Annotated in this window: 14 protein-coding genes; 7 read left to right on the top strand and 7 right to left on the bottom strand. The window is 54.0% G+C overall.

The window, feature by feature from the left end; translation table 11 throughout:
- Positions 1 to 31 precede the first annotated feature (31 nt).
- The 3 genes from PXG97_RS20945 (at position 32) to PXG97_RS20935 (ending at position 2,311) form a co-directional block, all read left to right on the top strand.
- Positions 32 to 607 (top strand): porin family protein, encoded by a 576-nt coding sequence (locus tag PXG97_RS20945; protein ID WP_276499805.1) that lies wholly within the window; start codon positions 32 to 34, stop codon positions 605 to 607.
- A 254-nt stretch (positions 608 to 861) separates the two neighbouring features.
- The gene (locus PXG97_RS20940; RefSeq protein ID WP_276499804.1) at positions 862 to 1,527 is read left to right on the top strand and encodes a porin family protein; all 666 of its coding nucleotides are present in this window, start codon (positions 862 to 864) and stop codon (positions 1,525 to 1,527) included.
- 124 nt (positions 1,528 to 1,651) lie between these two features.
- A complete protein-coding gene (locus PXG97_RS20935) occupies positions 1,652 to 2,311 on the top strand; it encodes a porin family protein (protein WP_276499803.1) in 660 nt (219 codons plus the stop codon).
- A gap of 61 nt (positions 2,312 to 2,372) precedes the next feature.
- Here PXG97_RS20935 and PXG97_RS20930 read toward each other — a convergent pair whose 3' ends face one another.
- From PXG97_RS20930 to uvrA, 7 genes are all read right to left on the bottom strand, one after another.
- On the bottom strand, positions 2,373 to 3,737 hold the full coding sequence (locus PXG97_RS20930) for a dipeptidase (protein ID WP_420851837.1): 1,365 nt from the start codon (positions 3,735 to 3,737) through the stop codon (positions 2,373 to 2,375).
- Positions 3,738 to 3,826: 89 nt separating this feature from the next.
- Positions 3,827 to 4,474 (bottom strand): glycerol-3-phosphate 1-O-acyltransferase PlsY, encoded by a 648-nt coding sequence (plsY, locus tag PXG97_RS20925; RefSeq protein ID WP_276499802.1) that lies wholly within the window; start codon positions 4,472 to 4,474, stop codon positions 3,827 to 3,829.
- Between the two features lie 171 nt (positions 4,475 to 4,645).
- Positions 4,646 to 9,409, bottom strand: a complete 4,764-nt coding sequence (locus PXG97_RS20920) for a hypothetical protein (protein ID WP_276499801.1) — start codon at positions 9,407 to 9,409, stop codon at positions 4,646 to 4,648.
- A gap of 56 nt (positions 9,410 to 9,465) precedes the next feature.
- Positions 9,466 to 10,293: a 50S ribosomal protein L11 methyltransferase gene (gene prmA / locus PXG97_RS20915; protein WP_276499800.1), complete on the bottom strand. Its 828-nt coding sequence runs from the start codon at positions 10,291 to 10,293 to the stop codon at positions 9,466 to 9,468.
- Positions 10,294 to 10,302: 9 nt separating this feature from the next.
- Complete coding sequence (locus PXG97_RS20910; protein WP_276499799.1) at positions 10,303 to 10,656, bottom strand: 7(1) septoil knot domain-containing protein; 354 nt, start codon at positions 10,654 to 10,656, stop codon at positions 10,303 to 10,305.
- Positions 10,657 to 10,746: 90 nt separating this feature from the next.
- On the bottom strand, positions 10,747 to 11,508 hold the full coding sequence (tpiA, locus tag PXG97_RS20905; RefSeq protein WP_276499798.1) for a triose-phosphate isomerase: 762 nt from the start codon (positions 11,506 to 11,508) through the stop codon (positions 10,747 to 10,749).
- Between the two features lie 766 nt (positions 11,509 to 12,274).
- Positions 12,275 to 15,082, bottom strand: coding sequence for an excinuclease ABC subunit UvrA (uvrA, locus tag PXG97_RS20900; RefSeq protein WP_276499797.1), 2,808 nt, complete (start codon positions 15,080 to 15,082; stop codon positions 12,275 to 12,277).
- Positions 15,083 to 15,497: 415 nt separating this feature from the next.
- Between uvrA and PXG97_RS20895 the strand changes: the two genes are divergently transcribed.
- The 4 genes from PXG97_RS20895 (at position 15,498) to PXG97_RS20880 (ending at position 18,439) form a co-directional block, all read left to right on the top strand.
- Complete coding sequence (locus PXG97_RS20895) at positions 15,498 to 16,538, top strand: hypothetical protein (RefSeq protein ID WP_276499796.1); 1,041 nt, start codon at positions 15,498 to 15,500, stop codon at positions 16,536 to 16,538.
- A gap of 101 nt (positions 16,539 to 16,639) precedes the next feature.
- Positions 16,640 to 16,771, top strand: a complete 132-nt coding sequence (locus PXG97_RS20890) for a 30S ribosomal protein THX (protein ID WP_276499795.1) — start codon at positions 16,640 to 16,642, stop codon at positions 16,769 to 16,771.
- 464 nt (positions 16,772 to 17,235) lie between these two features.
- Positions 17,236 to 17,574, top strand: coding sequence for a hypothetical protein (locus PXG97_RS20885; protein ID WP_276499794.1), 339 nt, complete (start codon positions 17,236 to 17,238; stop codon positions 17,572 to 17,574).
- 469 nt (positions 17,575 to 18,043) lie between these two features.
- The gene (locus PXG97_RS20880) at positions 18,044 to 18,439 is read left to right on the top strand and encodes a group III truncated hemoglobin (protein ID WP_276499793.1); all 396 of its coding nucleotides are present in this window, start codon (positions 18,044 to 18,046) and stop codon (positions 18,437 to 18,439) included.
- The last annotated feature ends 80 nt before the right edge of the window (positions 18,440 to 18,519 follow it).

The following is an 18,519-nucleotide window of genomic DNA, read 5'->3' as shown; positions in this document are numbered from 1 at the left end:
GAAGAAGTATTACTTACAAACAAAGAAGACTATGAAACAGACGCTATTGATTTTTGCACTCCTGCTGACGACAGCGTTCGCCGCAGATGCTCAGAGAATAGGAATTCGCGTTGGAGCCAATTACGCAGGATTAACAGGCGATGAGGCCCCGGCTACTGACAGGATGTTCCGCTTTCATGCTGGCTTAACCTCAAAGTTCTTCCTCACAACCGACGAGTTCTTTGCTATCCAGCCAGAGGTGCTGTTCTCTCAGAAGGGTGCGGAGTCCGATGATGATGCTTTCAAGATCAAGCTCAGCTACATCGATGTGCCGGTGCTGGCACACATAAACGCCGGTCCTATTTTCTTTGAAGCCGGCCCGCAGGTTTCTTTCCGTGTTGGCGGCGACATTGAGGTGAATGGCAACAACATTGACGATGACCTTGACCAGTTCAAGCGCACGAGCCTGGGCTATGCGGCCGGGGTAGGCTTTGCCGCTCCCATGGGTCTTACGATAGGTGTGCGCTATAACGGCGACATCTCGCAGCTTAACGACGTAGATGACGCTCCCGAATACCGCAACAGCGTGTTTATGCTAACCCTGGCTTACACCCTTCCGGGCCGCTAAGATTACATTGGTACAAAACTAAAACTATGGAAAACAGGAAGTCCGGCTTAAGGCCGGACTTTTCTATGCCTCTGATTTTCTGCCTCGTAAACATAGCCACTCACCATATTCTGCTATTCTATATACTAACGTGCTATACTTTGGCCTGCTTGTTGATATGGGAATCAACACAGGCGGGAAGCCTTGAGTAAACACAACAATCATTAACCAGGTATACGGCCTGCAACAGGCGCATACATTTAATCATTACAATTATGAAGAAGCTATTATTATCACTTTCCATTGCCCTGCTGTCGTTTGCTGCGGCACAGGCACAGTCCGGCTTGGGCATCAGAGGCGGTGCCAACTTCTCCAACCTGTCCGGCGACCTCAAGGATGAGTCGCGGTACGAGAACAAGGTAGGCTTCCATGGCGGCCTCACCTATAACATACCTGTGGTAGGCGAGTTCTTCTCCGTGCAGCCGGAGCTACTCTACTCCAACAAAGGCTTTAAGTATGAGGATACAGAAATTCAGTTGCCGACAGGCACCTTCCGCAGGGAGGGCAACATGAACTATAATTACCTGGAGCTGCCCGTGCTGGCGCGTATCAAAGCCGGCCCTATTTATTTTGAGGCGGGCCCGCAGGCCTCTTACCTGCTTAGCGTGAACAACAACATCAAAGAGTACATCAACAACGACCGCCAAAGCTCCGCAACGACCGAGATAGACAAGAGCGACATGAAAGACTTTGAGTTTGGCTATGCAGCCGGTATCGGTATCACCAGCGGTATCCTCAGTGTAGGCGTGCGCTACAACGGCAGCGTTACCGACTTTATGGACAAGTCTTCCACAGACTTTTTCGATGATGAGAACTTCAGGGATGCCCGCCACTCCACCATTATGCTGACCCTGGGCCTGAACTTCTCGGCCTCCCGATAAAACATTTCTTTTCCTGTAATTCCTAAGCCAGCCCCGCCACTTTGGAGGGGCTGGCTTTTTTGGGGCCAGAACCAATTCATAGCGGCACCAGTAAATAACGGTACGTGCCAACACCTTTCCCGCTATGAAAAAGACACTCCTCCTCCCGCTCTTTATACTTTTGCCCCTGCTAATGGCGCAGGCGCAGTATGCCCGCTTCGGGGCCAAAGTTGGCGGCAACCTCTCCAGCGTGCAGGGCTCCGACGGCTCCCCCAACACCACCAACAATTTGGCTGGCTTTAACGGCGGACTGATTTTGAGCTACGAGTTCGTGTCGAGGCTGGCGGTGCAGGCAGAGTTGCAGTACGAGCAGAAAGGCTTTGTGTATGATGAATATCCCCTAAACGCCACGGAGGTATTGATCGACGATCATCGGCTGCACTACCTGACCCTGCCCCTGATGCTGAAGCTGCAGAAAGGCGGCTTGTTTGTGGAGGGTGGCCCTTATTTGGGCTACCTTATCGGGGAGTCAACGGAGGTAAAGCGCGTAGACCGAGCCACGGTTGATGAACCCAACCCTACCGTACTTGGCAATTACGCTCTAAGCATGGATGACTTTGAGCGCTGGGACTATGGCTACACGGTTGGAGTAGGCCTGGAACTGGACAATGGCTTCTTTGTGAGCGTGCATAACGCCGGTGGCCTTACCTCCTTCTCCAAAGCGCTGGACCAGAAAAACTTTGGCTATAAGCTAAGTATCGGGTACCTGATACGCCCGCCCTCGCCAGACCAACTAATGCGCTAAAGACAAAAGCCCGGCTATTTCGCTAGCCGGGCTTTTTTATACTTTATATGTTGGCTGATGCTTATTTATTCCCCTCAGCAAAGTATTTGTAGAACTGCGGTATCGTTTCGATGCCCTTCATGTAGTTAAACAGGCCGTAGCTTTCGTTCGGCGAGTGGATCGCATCGGAGTCCAGGCCAAAGCCCATCAGCACAGAGTCCAGGCCTAACTCAGACTTGAACATGGCCACGATCGGAATAGAACCGCCGCTGCGCACCGGGATCGGCTTCACGCCGAAGGTTTCCTCGTATGCTTTGGCAGCTGCCTGGTAAGCCGGAGAATCGGTTGGCGTTACAACTGGCTCGCCCCCATGGTGCGGCTTCACCTCCACTTTCACGCTCTTTGGCGCGATGCTTTCGAAGTGCTTCTTAAACTTCTCCGTGATCTCCTCAGAGCTCTGGTTAGGCACCAGGCGCATGGAAATCTTAGCATAAGCTTTGGACGGGATCACCGTTTTGGCACCCTCGCCTGTATAGCCTCCCCAGATGCCGTTCACGTCCAGCGTCGGGCGGATAGAGTTGCGCTCCATCGTTACATAGCCAGCCTCGCCGTGCACATCGCCCAGATCCAGTGCCTTTTTATACTTCTCCAGGTCAAAAGGGGCACGGGCCATCTCGGCACGCTCCCCCTGGCTAAGCTCCTGCACGTTGTCGTAAAAGCCCGGTATGGTGATGTGGTTGTTCTCGTCGTGCATCGAGGCAATCATCTGGCACAGGATATTGATGGGGTTGGCCACGGCACCACCGTACAGCCCTGAGTGCAGGTCGCGGTTCGGGCCTGTCACCTCTACCTCCACGTAGCTCATGCCACGCAGGCCGGTGGTGATGGATGGTGTATCGTTGCCCAGCATGCCCGTGTCAGAGATAAGGATCACGTCGCCTGTCAGGCGATCTTTGTTCTCGCGCACAAATGTAGCCAGGTTTTTAGACCCTACTTCCTCCTCCCCTTCAATCATGAACTTCACGTTGCAGGCCAGCGTGCCGGTCTGCACCATCGTCTCAAACGCTTTCACGTGCATGTACATCTGCCCTTTGTCGTCGCAGGCACCGCGGGCGTATATCTTGCCGTCTTTTATCACAGGCTCGAACGGAGGGGAGTTCCACAGCTCATAGGGGTCGGCGGGCTGCACATCGTAGTGGCCATACACCAGCACGGTCGGAAGCGCAGGGTCAACAATCTTCTCACCGTACACCACCGGGTTGCCAGGCGTCTCCACCAGTTCTACGTTATCGGCTCCGGCCTCTAGCAGCCGCTCCTTCAGGAACTCGGCGTTGCGCAGGACATCAGCCTTAAACTTTGGGTCGGCGCTAACTGACGGGATGCGCAGCATGTCGAGCAGCTCGTTCACGAAGCGGTCTTTGTTGTCGTTGATATATTGGTTGATCATATCGAATAAGGTTTGCTCTGTTTTGACTTAAAGTTACAAAAAAAAGCCACCCTTGCTGTGCAGGATGGCTCTTCGTATACGTGCTATACTTATCGTTTGCGGCCCAGCTTGATGTTGGCTTTGCTTTCCTGGCCGGCAATCAGGCGGTTGATGTTCTTCCGGTGCGTCAGCACCACCACCGCAAAAAGGATGAACCCGAAGATGATCAGGATTGGGTTTTCCGGGTGGAAGCGCGGCACCAGCAGCAACAGCATCGGGAAGGCAAGCGCGGCAATCATGGAGCCCAAAGAAACATACTTGGAGGCGAACAGCACGATCACGAAAATGGCGATACACATCAGGGCCACGACCGGCTCTATGGCCAGCATCATGCCCAGCAGCGTGGCAACGCCCTTGCCGCCCTTAAACTTTTCGTACACCGGGAAAATATGCCCCAGCACTCCGATGGCCCCGAAGACCAGTTGGTAAACGATCAGGTTCTCCGGCTCAATGGCATTAAAGATCAGCAGCAAACCGGCCAACGATGTTGCCACCCATCCTTTAAAGATATCGAGCAGCATCACGATGGTACCCGGCCTCTTGCCAAGCACCCGAAAGGTGTTGGTGGCCCCAGAGTTGCCGCTGCCGTGCTGTCGTATGTCAATGCCATAGTATGCCTTGCCTATCCACACGGCGGTACACATAGAGCCGATCAGGTAAGCTACCAGGGCAAGTGCAGCTATAAAAATCATATCCATAAGTATAAGATTAAAATCAAGAGGGTAGTTTCTGCAACTGTGCCAATCTTAAGGCGCACACGGTATTTTAAACAGCAAAAACAAGCCCAAATATAGGCAAAACTTAATTTCCTAGCTAATTATTAAGTGCCACATTAACCCTATACGCTGTGTTTATGGTTCCTGGTTATATTAGAATGTCCCTTCACCCTCTTCCTCATTCTTCTTCTTTTTCTTCTTACGCCCTTTATTTCCATCATCTTCTGATATGAAATCGAAGTTTCCGGTCGGCTCGTTCACCACGTTTTCCGTTACGGTTTTAAAGCCGCCTTCGCCACCTAGGTAGGTCTTCTGGAAGTGGTTGAGGAACTCGTTCTTCTCGATCGGGATGCCTTCGTAGATGCCATAGCTACTGGTTGCCCCGCGGCTGCCCTTCGACTTGGAGCGTATGGCTTTGTTAAACTTATCGTCTGAGGATACCATCGTAAGGCCATTCTCAAAGAAGCTGAAGTAGTACCAGGTATACGGGTCGGCCTGCAGGTATAAGTTCACCACCGGGTCACCGTAGTTGTCCTGTTTCATCTCCAGGTAGCCGTTCATTTTGGAGTTGATGTCTTCCTTCATACTGCTCACAACACCAATGCCCCCCACGCTGTACCAGGCTTTCTGCTCGTTAGACCAATGGAGGTTCACGTCGGTCAGTACCAGGCTGCGCTCCAGTTTCTTGGATAGCTTCGGCAGCGGCACGTACGCTGTCATCGACTGGTCCCGGTATTTGCGGGCATCACGGTCGCCAACGAACTCGCCTATCTGGTAGAGCAGCTCATCGTCCACGTTGCTGATGGCGGCAGCCCCGGCAGCGTTGCCACGCAGGTTCCCGGCCATGGCCCCTAACGCCTGGTTTGGCACATCCAGGTCAAATGCAAGCATAGAGCGGAGGCTGTAGCGACTGCTGTCTACATTGGCATCGCCGCTTCCAGCTGCCTCAATGGCAAAGCTCTTCTTCGGCTTCACCAGGTTCAGCTTGCCCTCAAAATGGATTGTGTTCGAGGCTTCGTTGTAGCGCAGCATATTGCCCTGGTAGGCATCGCCATAGGCCCGCTCCTCCCGGCCGATCTTGAACTCGCCGCTCTCTTTGTTGTACGACAGCAGGCCATCTACTGTGAACAGGTCCAGGTCTTCCGCCCCCTGCTTCCTCGACACAAAGGTGTTGTAGAGCTTGCCTGACCCGGTTGCTACGTGCAGGCCCGTGTGCAGCGGCGAACCGTCGGCCGCCTTCGGCTTCAGGATCGGGATGCGCACGTTGTTCGGGTTCAGGGTATCTTTCTTGTAAGGGAACCAGTCGGAATCCTCGGGATTACCGGTAAAGTTCAGCTTCACCTCTCCGTCGAAGTTCATGTAAGCGTTAGGAGCCTGCATCACCGCCTTGCCACGGTACATGATCCTTGGGAAAATGTAAAACGGCTTCGCCCCATCCTCCAGGTGTGCGGTGGCAAAGGTAAAGATCGGCTTCTTTTTCTGCTGCGGGTTGCCATACACAAAATCGCCAAAGTGGAGCTGGAATGAGTCGCCGGCAGCATTGTAGTAATCGCGAATCGCGTCGCCGCGCAGCGCGTACCGCGACAGCACGTCGATGTTGCCCGCGTACAGCTTATGGTACTGCTGCACGGAGTCTGCCAGCACTTTGGCATTGCGCAGGGTGCGGATGCTGGCACCCGCCTGCACGGCCACTTTGCCGCTGTCCGGCACCACATATAGGTCAGCAACGGCAATATGCGGCACTCCGGTAGCGTGCAGTGTGTTTTCCAGCAGGCTAAACTCACCTCCGTCGGCCATGAAGCGCAGCCCCTCCTGCTCCGGATGCTGGGAGTAGAACCAGTTCTTTGCGCCGCTCTCGTCCGCCTTCAGGTTCACCTTTTTGGTGTTCATGTCCCAGCGGGCACTGCTCATGGATGTCTTGTACTGCGTTTTCGGGAACTCCATGATAGCGGCACCTTTCTGCTCGCTCTCAAAGTCCACAAAGCCGGAGGTCATGTCGTAGGAGAAAGCCACGTCCTGTGCCTTAATCGCCGGGCTTCCCTCCACATCCGACTTCACGAGCAACTGGGCGTTATTGCCGCTAAAGCTGCGCTGGTCGAACCGAAACTTGCCTGACGTAACGTTGGCATAGGCATTATCCAGCACACCGCTACCGTACAAGCCTCCCGGCGACAATTTGGCCACCCCCGTAAAAGCATACCCTTCTTTGTACACTGCCATCGGGTCCTTGGTGGTTTGCAAGTACATGGTGTCGGCCTGCGGCTGCCAGTTCATGTTAAAGCCCTTCAACGTAGCCGCTGGATACTTCGTCCCGTTTATGGTGCTCTCGCTGATGGTGAGCTCTGTGCCGCCCTCTGCCACGGCACCATTTTTATAGAACGTGTACACCGGCGCCTGCAGCGTGGCGGAAAGGTAGGTAAGCTTGCCCCGGCTCTGAATGCCCGCTGCGCTCATCATAATGGTGTCGTACACCATGCCCTTGCCTCCGTAGGTTTCCAGGCCTTTGGCGGGTGGTTGGTGATAAAAGCCCATGGTCTCGTCGGGCATCATCTGCAACTTTGCCTTTATCGGCGGGAAGATGCCGCCGGAGTGGAACGTGCCATCAAAGGAAACGATGTGATTGCCTGAGCTCAGACTGTCGAGCTTAAAGGGGGGCATGTCGAAATACACGGTGCTGTCGTAGGCCCCTCCTGCCACCTCGGGGCGTGAAAAGGCCATCTGCGCACCGGCCACCGCATCAAACTTAGGGTACTCCGGCATAAATTTCTCCCCGGATTTATTATTCGGCTTGTTGATGTACAGCTTTCCTGACGAGCTACTGGTCATCACCTGCTCCGAGGTCTTCATGTTTTTCGCCTTGCGGCTGTTCGTCACCAGGGCAATGGTATCCAGCTTAGTCAGGTCGATGGAGAACTCATCGTAGTTGAACCTGAACTCGGTGCCGCGCAAAGCGAGGCGGCTGGCGTATACCTGCCCGTCAAACTCGATGTCGCGGTTCTTCAGGATGTGTATCTCTTCACGGCGCGGCAAAACGTACACGCTGGCGGTATCGTTGTTAAAGGTGATCTTGTTCACCCCGCGCACGGTTAGCTTGTTGTTCTCCAGGTTTAGGGTCGCGTTTCGGCCAGACGGCACCACCGACTTGATCACGATGTGGTCGTAGTCGTTTTTGTCGCGGGAGGCCCCCACATAATGCCAGGCCTTGTTCTTAAGCTCGATGTAACCGGAGGCGGGGTCGTAGTCCATGTAGCCCTGGTAGGCCATCGCCTGGGCCGCCTCGCGGATAGCCTTCTCATCCACGCGGGTGGCACGGGCTACATCGCTCGCGTAAAACGTGCTTGACTTTGCCTTGGCTCCGTAACCCACCAGCACCTGCAGGGGGTGGAAAGGCGCGATGCCTACCAGCTGCTGGTACCGCACATTGGAAAAGTACTCGGTAGACTCCAGCTGTACCGGAATCAGGGTTTTCGTGTTCAGGATGGAGAAATCTATCTCTGGCTTGTTCAAGTTCCAATGCACCCGCTCTGCGGTGATCTCCAGGTTATGGTAGGAGTCGTAAAAAGGCGTGCGGGCGTACGGGCCCTTGTCTTTCGTTAGGGTCAGGTCCTGGTTTACGCGGGAGTAGCGGAGCTGCATGGCCGGATGCATGAGCGAGTCCTGCCCCTGGTATACCGACACGGTGGCCCGGTTGGCCAGCACCAGCGAGTCCTCAAACGTATAGTTGCGGGCCATGGTGCGGAACTTACGCTTGCCCTGGTGCGATACTACCAGCTGCGACAGGCTACCGTCCAGCGGCCGGCTGCCGATGATGTTGCCGGTAAGCGAAAAACCACCGTTGTAGGCAATGTCGTTGCCCAGGCTGTTCAGGCGGGCATCGCTGGTGAAGGAGGTAAACTTAGGATAAGGGTAGTTGCCGTTCTTGCGCTTGCTGCTCATCCACTCCAGCGCGCCATCCACAGGAGCAGCCAGTACGGCATTATAGGTTACTTTTACATCCGGGGCCTTAAAGCCGGCAAAGCTGGTGTTAAAGCTATACTTGTTCAGCTCGGCTTTGGCAGCCTCTCCTTTCACCTCCCAGTCAAACGTGCCGCCGTCGCCAACAAACATGTTCTGCGTCAGCATCAGCTGGCCGGCGGTGTTCTGGATGGCAGCGGAGTCCCAGGGGGTAACGAACACAAGCGCGACCTTCTCCAGCTTTAGCACCGGTCCCGATACTTTTGGCATGGCCGGCACATACATACGCTTCAGGCTTTCTTTCTGTTTCTGGGCGCTTTTCTGCTTGTCCTCTTTCTTCGGCTTCGGGGCTACTGTGCCCCAACCGTCATCCTCCCAGGCATCTTCGCTTGTGCTTGCCTCATCATCCCACGACACGCTTCCCCAGGCATCCGCACCTTCCTCCTGCTCTTCGGCAGCCTTGCTGGCCCCTTCGTAGGCAAAGCTGAAGCTGCCACCGGAGGCGCGAAGGCTGTAATAGGTATTCTGAAACAACTTACCCTGATCCAGGAACAAGCTGACAGTGCGCAGGTACTGCTCCAGGTGCTTCGTGTCCTCCTGCTTTACTGCCTTGGCCGTTACCTCCAGCATGTTATCCAGCTGGGCAGGGCGCAGGTTCTGCTTCTTGATGCCGGCCGTTACCATGGTAAAGAAGTCGGAGAAGTGCGGATTGCTGCGCATGCGCTTGCGGTACATCTGCTGAGCAATGTCCATCACCTCCTTCTGCTGCCTCGAGGAGAGTCTCCCGTTGCTCCATACTTCCTCCAGGTCAGCGGAAAGCGCCTCTGCGTTCTCAACTTTACCCGCCAGCAGCAGGGCTTTCACATCTCCCACAAACTTGTCAGGCTCGGCAGATAGCTTTACCTGCTGCGCCTGCGCCGTCAGAACCGTAAAAAACAGGATGAAGGGTAAAAGTTGTTTCATAAAGGTAGCGGTTGGATGATTGGATGGTAACTTATACTCTTATACTACAGCCTAAGCTAGGCGCTGAAAACGGCAGAAACCCAGTTATTCTTGACCCGGTGCGACACATACCTCAGCCCCAGCTCCTGGCAGCGCTGCTGGATCATGGGCAGGTCTTCGGTGTAAAAGCCGCTGAGCAGTAGGAAGCCGCCCGGCTTCAGCACAGCCTTGTAGGCCGGCATGTCTTCCAGCAAAACGTTCCGGTTGATGTTGGCTAGGATGATATCGTATGGTTGATCGCCGGCAATGGTCTCAGCGCCACCCAGACGCACGTCTATACTTCCGTAGCCGTTCAGCTCGGCATTCTCGCGGGCGTTCTCCACGGTCCAGTCCTCGATCTCCACTGCCACAATATCAGAGGCGCCCAGTTCGCCGGCCATGATCGCCAGAATGCCGGTGCCGCAGCCCATATCCAGCACGCGCTTGCCCTGGTGGTCCAGCGTCAGCTGGTTCTCGATCATGAGCGTGGTGGTTTCGTGGTGGCCCGTGCCGAACGACATCTTCGGGTTGATGACAATATCATACTTGGCATTGGCAGGTTTCTCGTGGAAAGAGGCGCGTACCGATACTTCCCCGCCAATGAACAGCGGCTCAAAGTTGCGTTCCCACTCCTCGTTCCAGTTCTGGCGGGCGATCTTTTGGGTGGTATACTCCACCTGCACAAAGTCGGCGTAGCGGGCCAGCACTTCCTCCAGCGCCTGCTGGCTATACTTGCCCTCTTCGATGTAGGCACTGAAGCCATCTTCCGTCTCCACAAAGGCATCAAAACCCAGTTCCCCGAGCTCGGCCGTCAGTATGTCCGCAAAGTCTGCGTTTACTTTTAAGGTTACTTCTATAAAATCCATGGTAAAAAATTATTCTCGGCAGGTGGCAAAAGAGCGCACATCAGTAAAATGCACTGTAAAATCGGCCTGGTGGCGCTGGTCGGTCACGTACAGCACGTGGTCGGCAAAGGCCTTGTTAGGCGTAACGTACCAAACGGCGGGCCCATCGGCAAAGAGCTTGTTGCTCTCACGGTATACTACCATGTTGGCGAAGGCCTCTTCCTCCCCCAGGAACACCACATGCGAGGCGGTATTCTTGTACAGGGGGTTGCGCTCCAGGTACACAGAACCATACACCTGGCAGTGGTTGCGCGCTGCTTCTGCGGCAGGGGCAGCGTTTACGTAAGGCAGCAGGGCCAGCCATAGGGTGAACAGTATCTGCATAATATTAATTTGCTAAAATATAGGCAAGATACAAAAAAAGGTCGCTCGTCCAGCAGACCAGCGACCTTTTTAACAATTTCCTATTGTATTTTATATGGATTTGATCACATCCGTAAAATCCCTTGATTTAAGCGACGCGCCGCCGATCAGGCCGCCGTCCACATCAGCCTGCGAGAACAGCTCCTGGGCGTTGCTTGGGTTGCAGCTGCCGCCGTAAAGGATGGGGGTGTTGTAGGCTGCCTCGGCATCGAACATGCGGGCCAGCTGCTCCCGGATGTACTCGTGCATTTCCTGCGCCTGCTGGCTGCTGGCGGTGCGGCCGGTACCAATAGCCCAAATCGGCTCGTAGGCCACCACCACCTGGTCAAACTCCTCGTTGCTGAGGTAGGAAAGGCTGTCGTGCAGCTGCTTGCCCACATAGTCGAAGTGGCGGTCGGCGTCGCGCTCCTCCAGCGGCTCGCCGCAGCAGAAGATCGGCTTCATACCATGGGCAATCGTTGCCTTCAGCTTTTTGTACAGCGTCTGGGCATCCTCGTGGTGGTACAGGCGGCGTTCGCTGTGCCCGATGATTACGTACTCCACGCCCACAGACTTCAGCATCGCAGCCGATACCTCGCCGGTGTAGGCGCCACTCTCGTGCTCGCTCACGTTTTGGGCGGCCAGGTGCATTTTATCGTTGCCCTGCACCAGTTTGCCTACGCTCTGCAGGAATGGAAACGGAGGGGCCACTACCACGGTCACATCGCTGTTCACCTCGTCCTGCACCATGTTATCGATCTCCGACACCAGCGAGAGCGCCTCTTCGGCGGTTTTGTTCATTTTCCAGTTGCCTGCAACAATTCGCTTTCTCATGTTTTATACTTTGGGTTGATGTTCGTTATACGTTGGTTTGCTTGCTCCGAAGCTTTACGGCAAGATAGGAAAATTTGGTGTACCTCCTCTACCTATACTTTGCCGCAGTATTTGTTAAGTTCATACTTGCTGATTTATACTTAGCGATACTTTATACTTTTATACTTCAAGGGTCTTCTGGCGCAAGCGCCCGCTGGTGCCGTTATACTTTGGCCCCCACTTTCTGCAGTTGGAACCAAGCTGTACTTTCTAGCTACCACTTATCCTCTAGTTCCTACAAACGACCCGTTCCATAGTACACTTTCTGCCCTCCTAGGCCGGGAGGCCTCGTTTTCCTATTCGGCGCTGGGAGCTTTTCCTTTGCTCCTACGTCGCAATGCCCTCCGGGCACCGGAAAAACTCGCATAGGCGCCTCACAGAAAAACTGGGTACAAATTCGGTAGCTGAGGCTTTCTGCAACTGTCCCCTTGAGGGGACTATAGGAGTGTAATCGTTTGCTGAAAAGCTCCCTCTCCTGTTCTTAGGAGAGGGTTGGGGGAAGGTGAAAATTCCCCTCCTTAATCAAGGAGGGGATAGAGGGGTGGTTGGATTTCGAAGCCAGTAGCCTCAGCTTCACCTCCCTTCCCACAAGATCCTTGCAGGAGGGCAGTGAAAGAAGCAGGTATACTTTCCTCTCACGAGGGTAGGGATGGTTGGAACCCGGCACAGCAAACAAAAAAGCCGCTGCATGTATACTTGCAGCGGCTTTTCATATTTTATACTTCTCCTAAAGCTTATCCTTCAGAAAGCGGGCCGTGTGGTTATCCTCCAGCTTCGCCATATCCTCTGGTGTGCCCTCAAACAGCAGGTGGCCACCGTTTATGCCGCCTTCCGGCCCCAGGTCGATGATCCAATCGGCAGATTTGATGATGTCCATGTTGTGCTCAATGATTACGACGGTGTTGCCGTTCTCGATGAGCGCGTTGATAGAGGTAAGCAGCCTGCTGATGTCGTGGAAATGCAGACCGGTGCTAGGCTCATCGAAGATAAACAGGATATTCTCCTGGTGCGGCTGCACGCCCTTCGTCAGGAAGGACGCCAACTTTACGCGCTGCGCCTCGCCCCCCGAAAGCGTGTTGCTCGATTGCCCCAGCCGGATATAGCCTAATCCCACATCGTTCAGCGGCTTCAGCTTTTCGATGATCTTTGGCTGCTCGGCAAAGAAGTCGATGCTGTCGGCAATAGTCATGTCCAGCACATCCGAGATGCTCTTGTCTTTATACTTGATGTCGAGCACATCCTGCTTAAAGCGCTGGCCATGGCAGCTCTCACAGGTCAGGTAGATATCGGCCATGAACTGCATCTCGATCTTCACCTGCCCTTCGCCCTGGCACACTTCGCAGCGGCCGCCCTCGATGTTGAACGAGAAGTGCGACGGCTTAAAGCCCCGCGACTTTGCCAGCGGCTGATCGGCATACAAGGTACGGATGGCGTCGTAAGCTTTCACGTAGGTCACCGGGTTAGAGCGCGACGACTTGCCGATCGGGTTCTGGTCCACAAACTCCACGTGCTCTATTTTACCGTAGTCGCCTGCCAGTTTATCAAACTTACCGGTAGCCTCCGAAGTAGCTCCGTGCAGCTTCTGCATGGCCGGGGCCAGTATCTTCTTGATCAGTGTGGATTTGCCGGAGCCGCTCACCCCTGTCACCACCGTCATCACATCCAGCGGAATCTTCACGCTCAGGTTTTTGAGATTGTTCTCGCGGGCACCGATGATCTCAATGGCATTGCGCCACTTACGGCGCTGGGGCGGCACCGGCACCTCCATGCGGCCACTCAGGTACCTGGACGTATAGGTGTCCGCTTTCTTCGTCAACTCCTCCAGGGTTCCCTGGAACATCAGGTTACCGCCACCCGTGCCGGCCTCCGGACCAATGTCAATTAATTGGTCGGCCGCCCGCATCATCTCTTCCTCGTGCTCCACCACAATCACCGTATTACCCAGCTGCTGCAGCGAGCGCAGCACCCCGATCAACTGCTCCGAGTCCTTCGGGTGCAGGCCAATGCTTGGCTCATCCAGGATGTACATCGATCCCACCAAAGCACTACCCAAGGAAGTGGCCAGGTTGATACGTTGGCTCTCGCCTCCGGACAAGGTATTGGAAAGCCGGTTGAGGGTTAGGTACCCCAGGCCCACGCGCTCCAGGTAACCCAGACGGTTCGTCACCTCGGTTACCAGGCGCTCGGCCACGTTCTCTTCATGCTCCGTTAGCTGTAGGTTGCGGAAAAACGGCAGCACCTGCGTGATCGGCATCAGCACGAGGTCGGTTATACTTTTGCCACCTACTTTTACGTAGCTGGCATCCTTGCGCAGGCGCGAGCCCTTGCAGTCGGGGCAGGTGGTGCGGCCACGGTAGCGCGAGAGCATCACGCGGTACTGTATCTTGTGCGTCTGCGACTGTATCTCTTTGAAAAAGGCATTGAGGCCAGAAAAGTACTTGTTGCCGGTCCACAGCAGCTCCTGCTCCGCCTCCGTCAGTTCATTGTATGGGCGGTGGATCGGGAAGTCGAAGCGGATACCGTTTTTGAGCAGCGGCTGCAGCCATTCGCTCATCTTATCGGTGCGCCAGGGCGCGATCGCCCCCTCATACACGGTCAGGCTTTTATCAGGTATAACTAAGTCTGGGTCGATGCCGAGCACAGAGCCGAAGCCCTCGCAGGTCTGGCAGGCGCCGTAGGGGTTGTTGAAGCTGAAGAAGTTTACCGACGGCTCCTCGAACACCATTCCGTCCAACTCAAACCTGTCGGAAAACACGCGCTCCTCATCGTTGCCATACTTGACGCGGCACTCGCCATGGCCCTCGAAAAAGGCTGTCTGCACCGAATCCGCGATGCGGAACTGCAGGTCCTCGTCCGATTTGTAGATCACGGCGCGGTCCACCAGGATGTACACCTCCTTACCCAAATTCGGCTTCTTCTCCTCCAGCAGCTCCTCAATAAAGTATACCTGCCCGTTGGCGTAGATGCGGGAATAGCCTTTCTGCAGCAGCAGGTCCAGCTCCTTGGCCAGCGTGCGCTCCTTGTGCTGGTGCAGCGGCGCCAGAATCATTACCCGGGCCTCATCCTCCAGCGAGAAAATAAAGTCCACCACATCGGTAACGCTGTCTTTCTGCACCACCTCTCCTGAGATAGGCGAGTAGGTTTTGCCGATGCGGGCATAGAGCAGCTTCAGGTAATCGTAGATCTCGGTGCTGGTGCCCACGGTGGAGCGGTTGTTCTTGATGCTCACCTTCTGCTCAATGGCAATGGCCGGGCTGATACCGCGGATGTAGTCCACGTCGGGTTTGTCCATGCGGCCCAGGAACTGGCGCGCGTAGGAGCTCAGGCTCTCCACGTACATGCGCTGCCCCTCGGCATAGAGCGTATCGAACGCCAGCGACGACTTGCCGGAGCCGGAGAGGCCAGTGATGACGATGAACTTGTTGCGGGGCAGGGCCACACTCAGGTTTTTGAGGTTGTGCACCCGCGCGCCCTTTATAATGATGTTCTGACGGGCATCCAGCTCGTCTAAATTATCTTCGGTTATGTTTGCCATACTTTGGTTAGCCCCGCCAGCAAGTATAAGTTGCCGTTTCTGAGGCTGTTTTAAGCTAATTTTCAATCTGTAAAGATACGAATAGATAACCGCTTTTTGAAGGCCTTTGTTGCAGTTGGTGCTCAGGCAGATGCCCTTGCCCTTGCAGCCAGGAAGTGCGCGCCATTCGTGTGGCTCCTAATTTGGTACCATCCACAGAGGTTCACAAATTATTTATAAAGCTTCACTAAAATCAGCCTTCCCGCAAGCTCCAAGTTGTTCAGAAACCGTACATAACATGAGAGAAAAAGTGTACTAAAACCTCTGCGAAAGGCAAATAGCCCCACCCTGCCTTGCAATATATTCTCCGTTTACCCCTTGGTAATTGGGTATGCCCCTGCTGACTCCGTGCGTCTTAATTGTTAGCTACCCTGTTATGAGAAAAAATTTTACTTTATTAAGCCTACCAGCTATACTTTCTGCTTTACTCCTCTTGCTTTCCGGCACAACCACAAAAGCACAGGTTCAGGTAGGCGTTTGCTCTTATGAGGACGACTGCCTGTTCGTAGAGTTCGAATCGATTCAGGAGGAAAGCCCTACATCGCCTAGCCTCCTTGTCGTGCTCACGGCCTTTATCAACACCGGGGGTGCCTGCTCTAACATCGATGGCCTCATCCTGTCCCCTGCTGGCGGCTTGCCTACGCTGGTAACTCGGGAGGACCTGGCCGAAAACAATAATTTTGTGGAGCTGGTTGTAAATAGAGCCATTTTCACAGCAGCGCCCGATGTTCTGGTAGCCACCTTCTTCTATATTCCCATACCGCTCCCCGGGTTCCCTCAGATTCCTTTTCCGACCAATGTGGTTGACCTGCAAGCGCGCCTGGACTCGGATGACCCTTGCCTCCCCATCACTCCACTCCCCGTGGAGCTCTCCCGTTTTGAGGGCAAAGCCACCCAGAGCGGCATCAGCCTGGATTGGGAGACTGCCAGCGAGCAAAACAACAGCCACTTTGAGGTGGAGCGGAGTGCCGACGGCAACACCTTCGAGCTGCTTGGCAGCGTTGAAGGCCACGGCAATTCTGCCGTTACGCTGAAGTACCGCTTCCTGGACAAGCACCCGCACCCGGGCTTAAACTATTACCGCCTAAAGCAAGTGGATTTTGACGGCCAGTATGAGTACAGCAAGGTTGTGGCCGTAACTGCCACCGAACAAGCCGGAAAGCTGCAGGCACTGCTGCTGCCGAACCCCTGCCTCAGCGGCGATTGCCAGGTAAGTATCTCAACGAGCGCACCAGGCCAGCAGGTTCGGGTGCAGCTGCAGGACCTGACGGGCAGGGTGGTCTTTGAGCAGCGCCTCCGCAACGATGCAGAACAGTTGCAGCTTACGCAGGAGCAGCTACAGGGCCTCCGTGGAGTGTTCATACTTACGGCAGAGGCCGGGCAGGAGGTAGTGCGGCAGCGGGTAGTGTTGGAGTAAAAGCAGCCTTTCCTAAATATGTGCCGGTACGTATAACCCATACCTGCAGGAAAACCGTATGGTGTTTACCGTTAAACCAAATTTCAAAGCATTATCATATTATGGGAAAAGGCGATAAGAAATCCAGAAGAGGCAAAATCACGAAGGGCACCTACGGCAAAAGACGCCCTCACAAAGGTTATAACCAGAAAATGACCTCGACAGACAAAGAAGCGAAAGCCTCTAACGCTTAGTGAGCTTAGTATGCAGGGTCGCCTTGCCGCAGGTAGTTTAACCTGGCAGGGCGACTTTGTATTTTAATTGCTTCGCACATTAACCACGAGCCCCATGGTTTAGTTTTCGCTTTTTTTCCTGCCAGGAAATGTGCTATCCGCTCTTATTTAGCTACATTTAACTGGTTATCAAATATATCCAAAACACTTGCTAAAATTTCCCCCATTCCTGCAACTAACGCACACTTAACAGGGTATAAACATTTACTTATTTTAAGTTTTGGGCCTGCTCCCCGAAGGCGCCTCTGGCCAGCATAATTAGCCCAAAATAACAAAACTGTTGCCTTTGTGTTAACACATAAGGCACAGGCATTATCAAAATGTAAAATATATTTTTCCGAGCCAACGCTTGTCAGGCAGGTGCGTACCTTCAGGACTGTAAGACGTTCATTAAACTATTTTCAAAACTTAACTAACACTATTCCATGCAAGTACTGGACATCAGAAATTTGTTGGAGAGAATCGAGCGGAAGGTATACCAGCAGGAAATCACTACTGACGACGCAGTAACGAAACTCATAAACGCAGAGATTGCCAAGGCCATTAACCTGAAGTACAAAAAGGAAAGCCAGGCTGAAGAAGAGCTGCTGAAGAATGTTTCCTGCACCACATTGGAGTGCTACCTGGATCACCTGAAGGCCGTAGAGGCCAAACTCCGCAAACCGTGTGACATCTCCGCGCAATGTAAACCTTTGGAGGAGCGCGAGATTAACCGGCGCCTGCTACTCATCCTGAACCGCCTGAAAGGCTACAGCAGACGGTAGCAGCCGACAGCAGTTTAAATTTAAATTAAAGACTATCCTTCGCAAGATTCCTCAGCTCTTCCGAAGGATTTTTTATGTCCGCACTTTTCATCAGCCCCGCCGTTTCATGACATCTATCATTTTTTAGGGCTGCAGGCTTGCTTAAGTTTGTAGTATTGAGAACACGGCAGCAGGTGCAGTGCTTCATAGGCTTTTCGATTTTCTATCCGGTTTGCCCACTGAGGCTGCCAGAGCTTCGAGAAAAGGGGCTTTTGAAGGCGAACTGCTTTAAGCCATGCCTTCTGCCCTTGCGCAGGGGCAATCGCTGAAGGCGCGCGCCACCATACAGGAGGTGCTGCTCCGCTAGACCTACGGGAGCATGAGCGAGCCTTTGACAGGCGGCACTGCAGACTAGCACAATACCCGGCAAGCCTGCCACGCCACACAGGCAACCATAAATGAGAGAAAAGGTGCTGAAAAAGATAACAGTATGCAGAAGAAAGACATTGAGACGGAAGAGGATATAAAGCTGTTAGTTGACACCTTTTACGGCTTCGTAAACGAGGATGAGCTGCTATCGCCAGTGTTTAACAGCTTTGCCCAAATAAACTGGCAGCAACACCTGCCTATTATGTATAATTTCTGGAGCTCGCTGCTCTTTGGGAGTATGGCGTATAAAGGTCAGCCCTTTCCGAAGCACTTACGCCTGCCGATACAACAGGAGCACTTTGAACGGTGGGTGGTACTGTTCACCCAAACCATTGCGGTGTTGTTCGATGGCCCTAAGGCAGAAGAGGCGAAGTATAAAGCCAAAAGCATAGCCCGCATTTTCCAGATGCGCATGGGCCTGCTAAGTATACTGGACCAGGAGCCGGAGATAGGCTAAGCCTGGATCATTCCTTACCCCTGCAGAGGCAGTAGCACCACCGGCTACTGCCTCTGCTTTTTTGTCGCACTGCTTCCCCA

Source organism: Pontibacter litorisediminis (genome assembly GCF_029360645.1).
GTDB classification, from domain to species: Bacteria; Bacteroidota; Bacteroidia; order Cytophagales; family Hymenobacteraceae; genus Pontibacter; species Pontibacter litorisediminis.
Note: the sequence above shows the minus strand (reverse complement) of the source record. Positions and strands in the feature narration are given on the sequence as shown.

Coding starts and splice junctions, on each gene's coding strand:
- PXG97_RS20945 (WP_276499805.1), top strand. CDS start 32: ATGAAACAGACGCTATTGATTTTTGCACTCCTGCTGACGACAGCGTTC.
- PXG97_RS20940 (WP_276499804.1), top strand. CDS start 862: ATGAAGAAGCTATTATTATCACTTTCCATTGCCCTGCTGTCGTTTGCT.
- PXG97_RS20935 (WP_276499803.1), top strand. CDS start 1,652: ATGAAAAAGACACTCCTCCTCCCGCTCTTTATACTTTTGCCCCTGCTA.
- PXG97_RS20930 (WP_420851837.1), bottom strand. CDS start 3,737: ATGATCAACCAATATATCAACGACAACAAAGACCGCTTCGTGAACGAG.
- plsY (WP_276499802.1), bottom strand. CDS start 4,474: ATGGATATGATTTTTATAGCTGCACTTGCCCTGGTAGCTTACCTGATC.
- PXG97_RS20920 (WP_276499801.1), bottom strand. CDS start 9,409: ATGAAACAACTTTTACCCTTCATCCTGTTTTTTACGGTTCTGACGGCG.
- prmA (WP_276499800.1), bottom strand. CDS start 10,293: ATGGATTTTATAGAAGTAACCTTAAAAGTAAACGCAGACTTTGCGGAC.
- PXG97_RS20910 (WP_276499799.1), bottom strand. CDS start 10,656: ATGCAGATACTGTTCACCCTATGGCTGGCCCTGCTGCCTTACGTAAAC.
- tpiA (WP_276499798.1), bottom strand. CDS start 11,508: ATGAGAAAGCGAATTGTTGCAGGCAACTGGAAAATGAACAAAACCGCC.
- uvrA (WP_276499797.1), bottom strand. CDS start 15,082: ATGGCAAACATAACCGAAGATAATTTAGACGAGCTGGATGCCCGTCAG.
- PXG97_RS20895 (WP_276499796.1), top strand. CDS start 15,498: ATGAGAAAAAATTTTACTTTATTAAGCCTACCAGCTATACTTTCTGCT.
- PXG97_RS20890 (WP_276499795.1), top strand. CDS start 16,640: ATGGGAAAAGGCGATAAGAAATCCAGAAGAGGCAAAATCACGAAGGGC.
- PXG97_RS20885 (WP_276499794.1), top strand. CDS start 17,236: ATGCAAGTACTGGACATCAGAAATTTGTTGGAGAGAATCGAGCGGAAG.
- PXG97_RS20880 (WP_276499793.1), top strand. CDS start 18,044: ATGCAGAAGAAAGACATTGAGACGGAAGAGGATATAAAGCTGTTAGTT.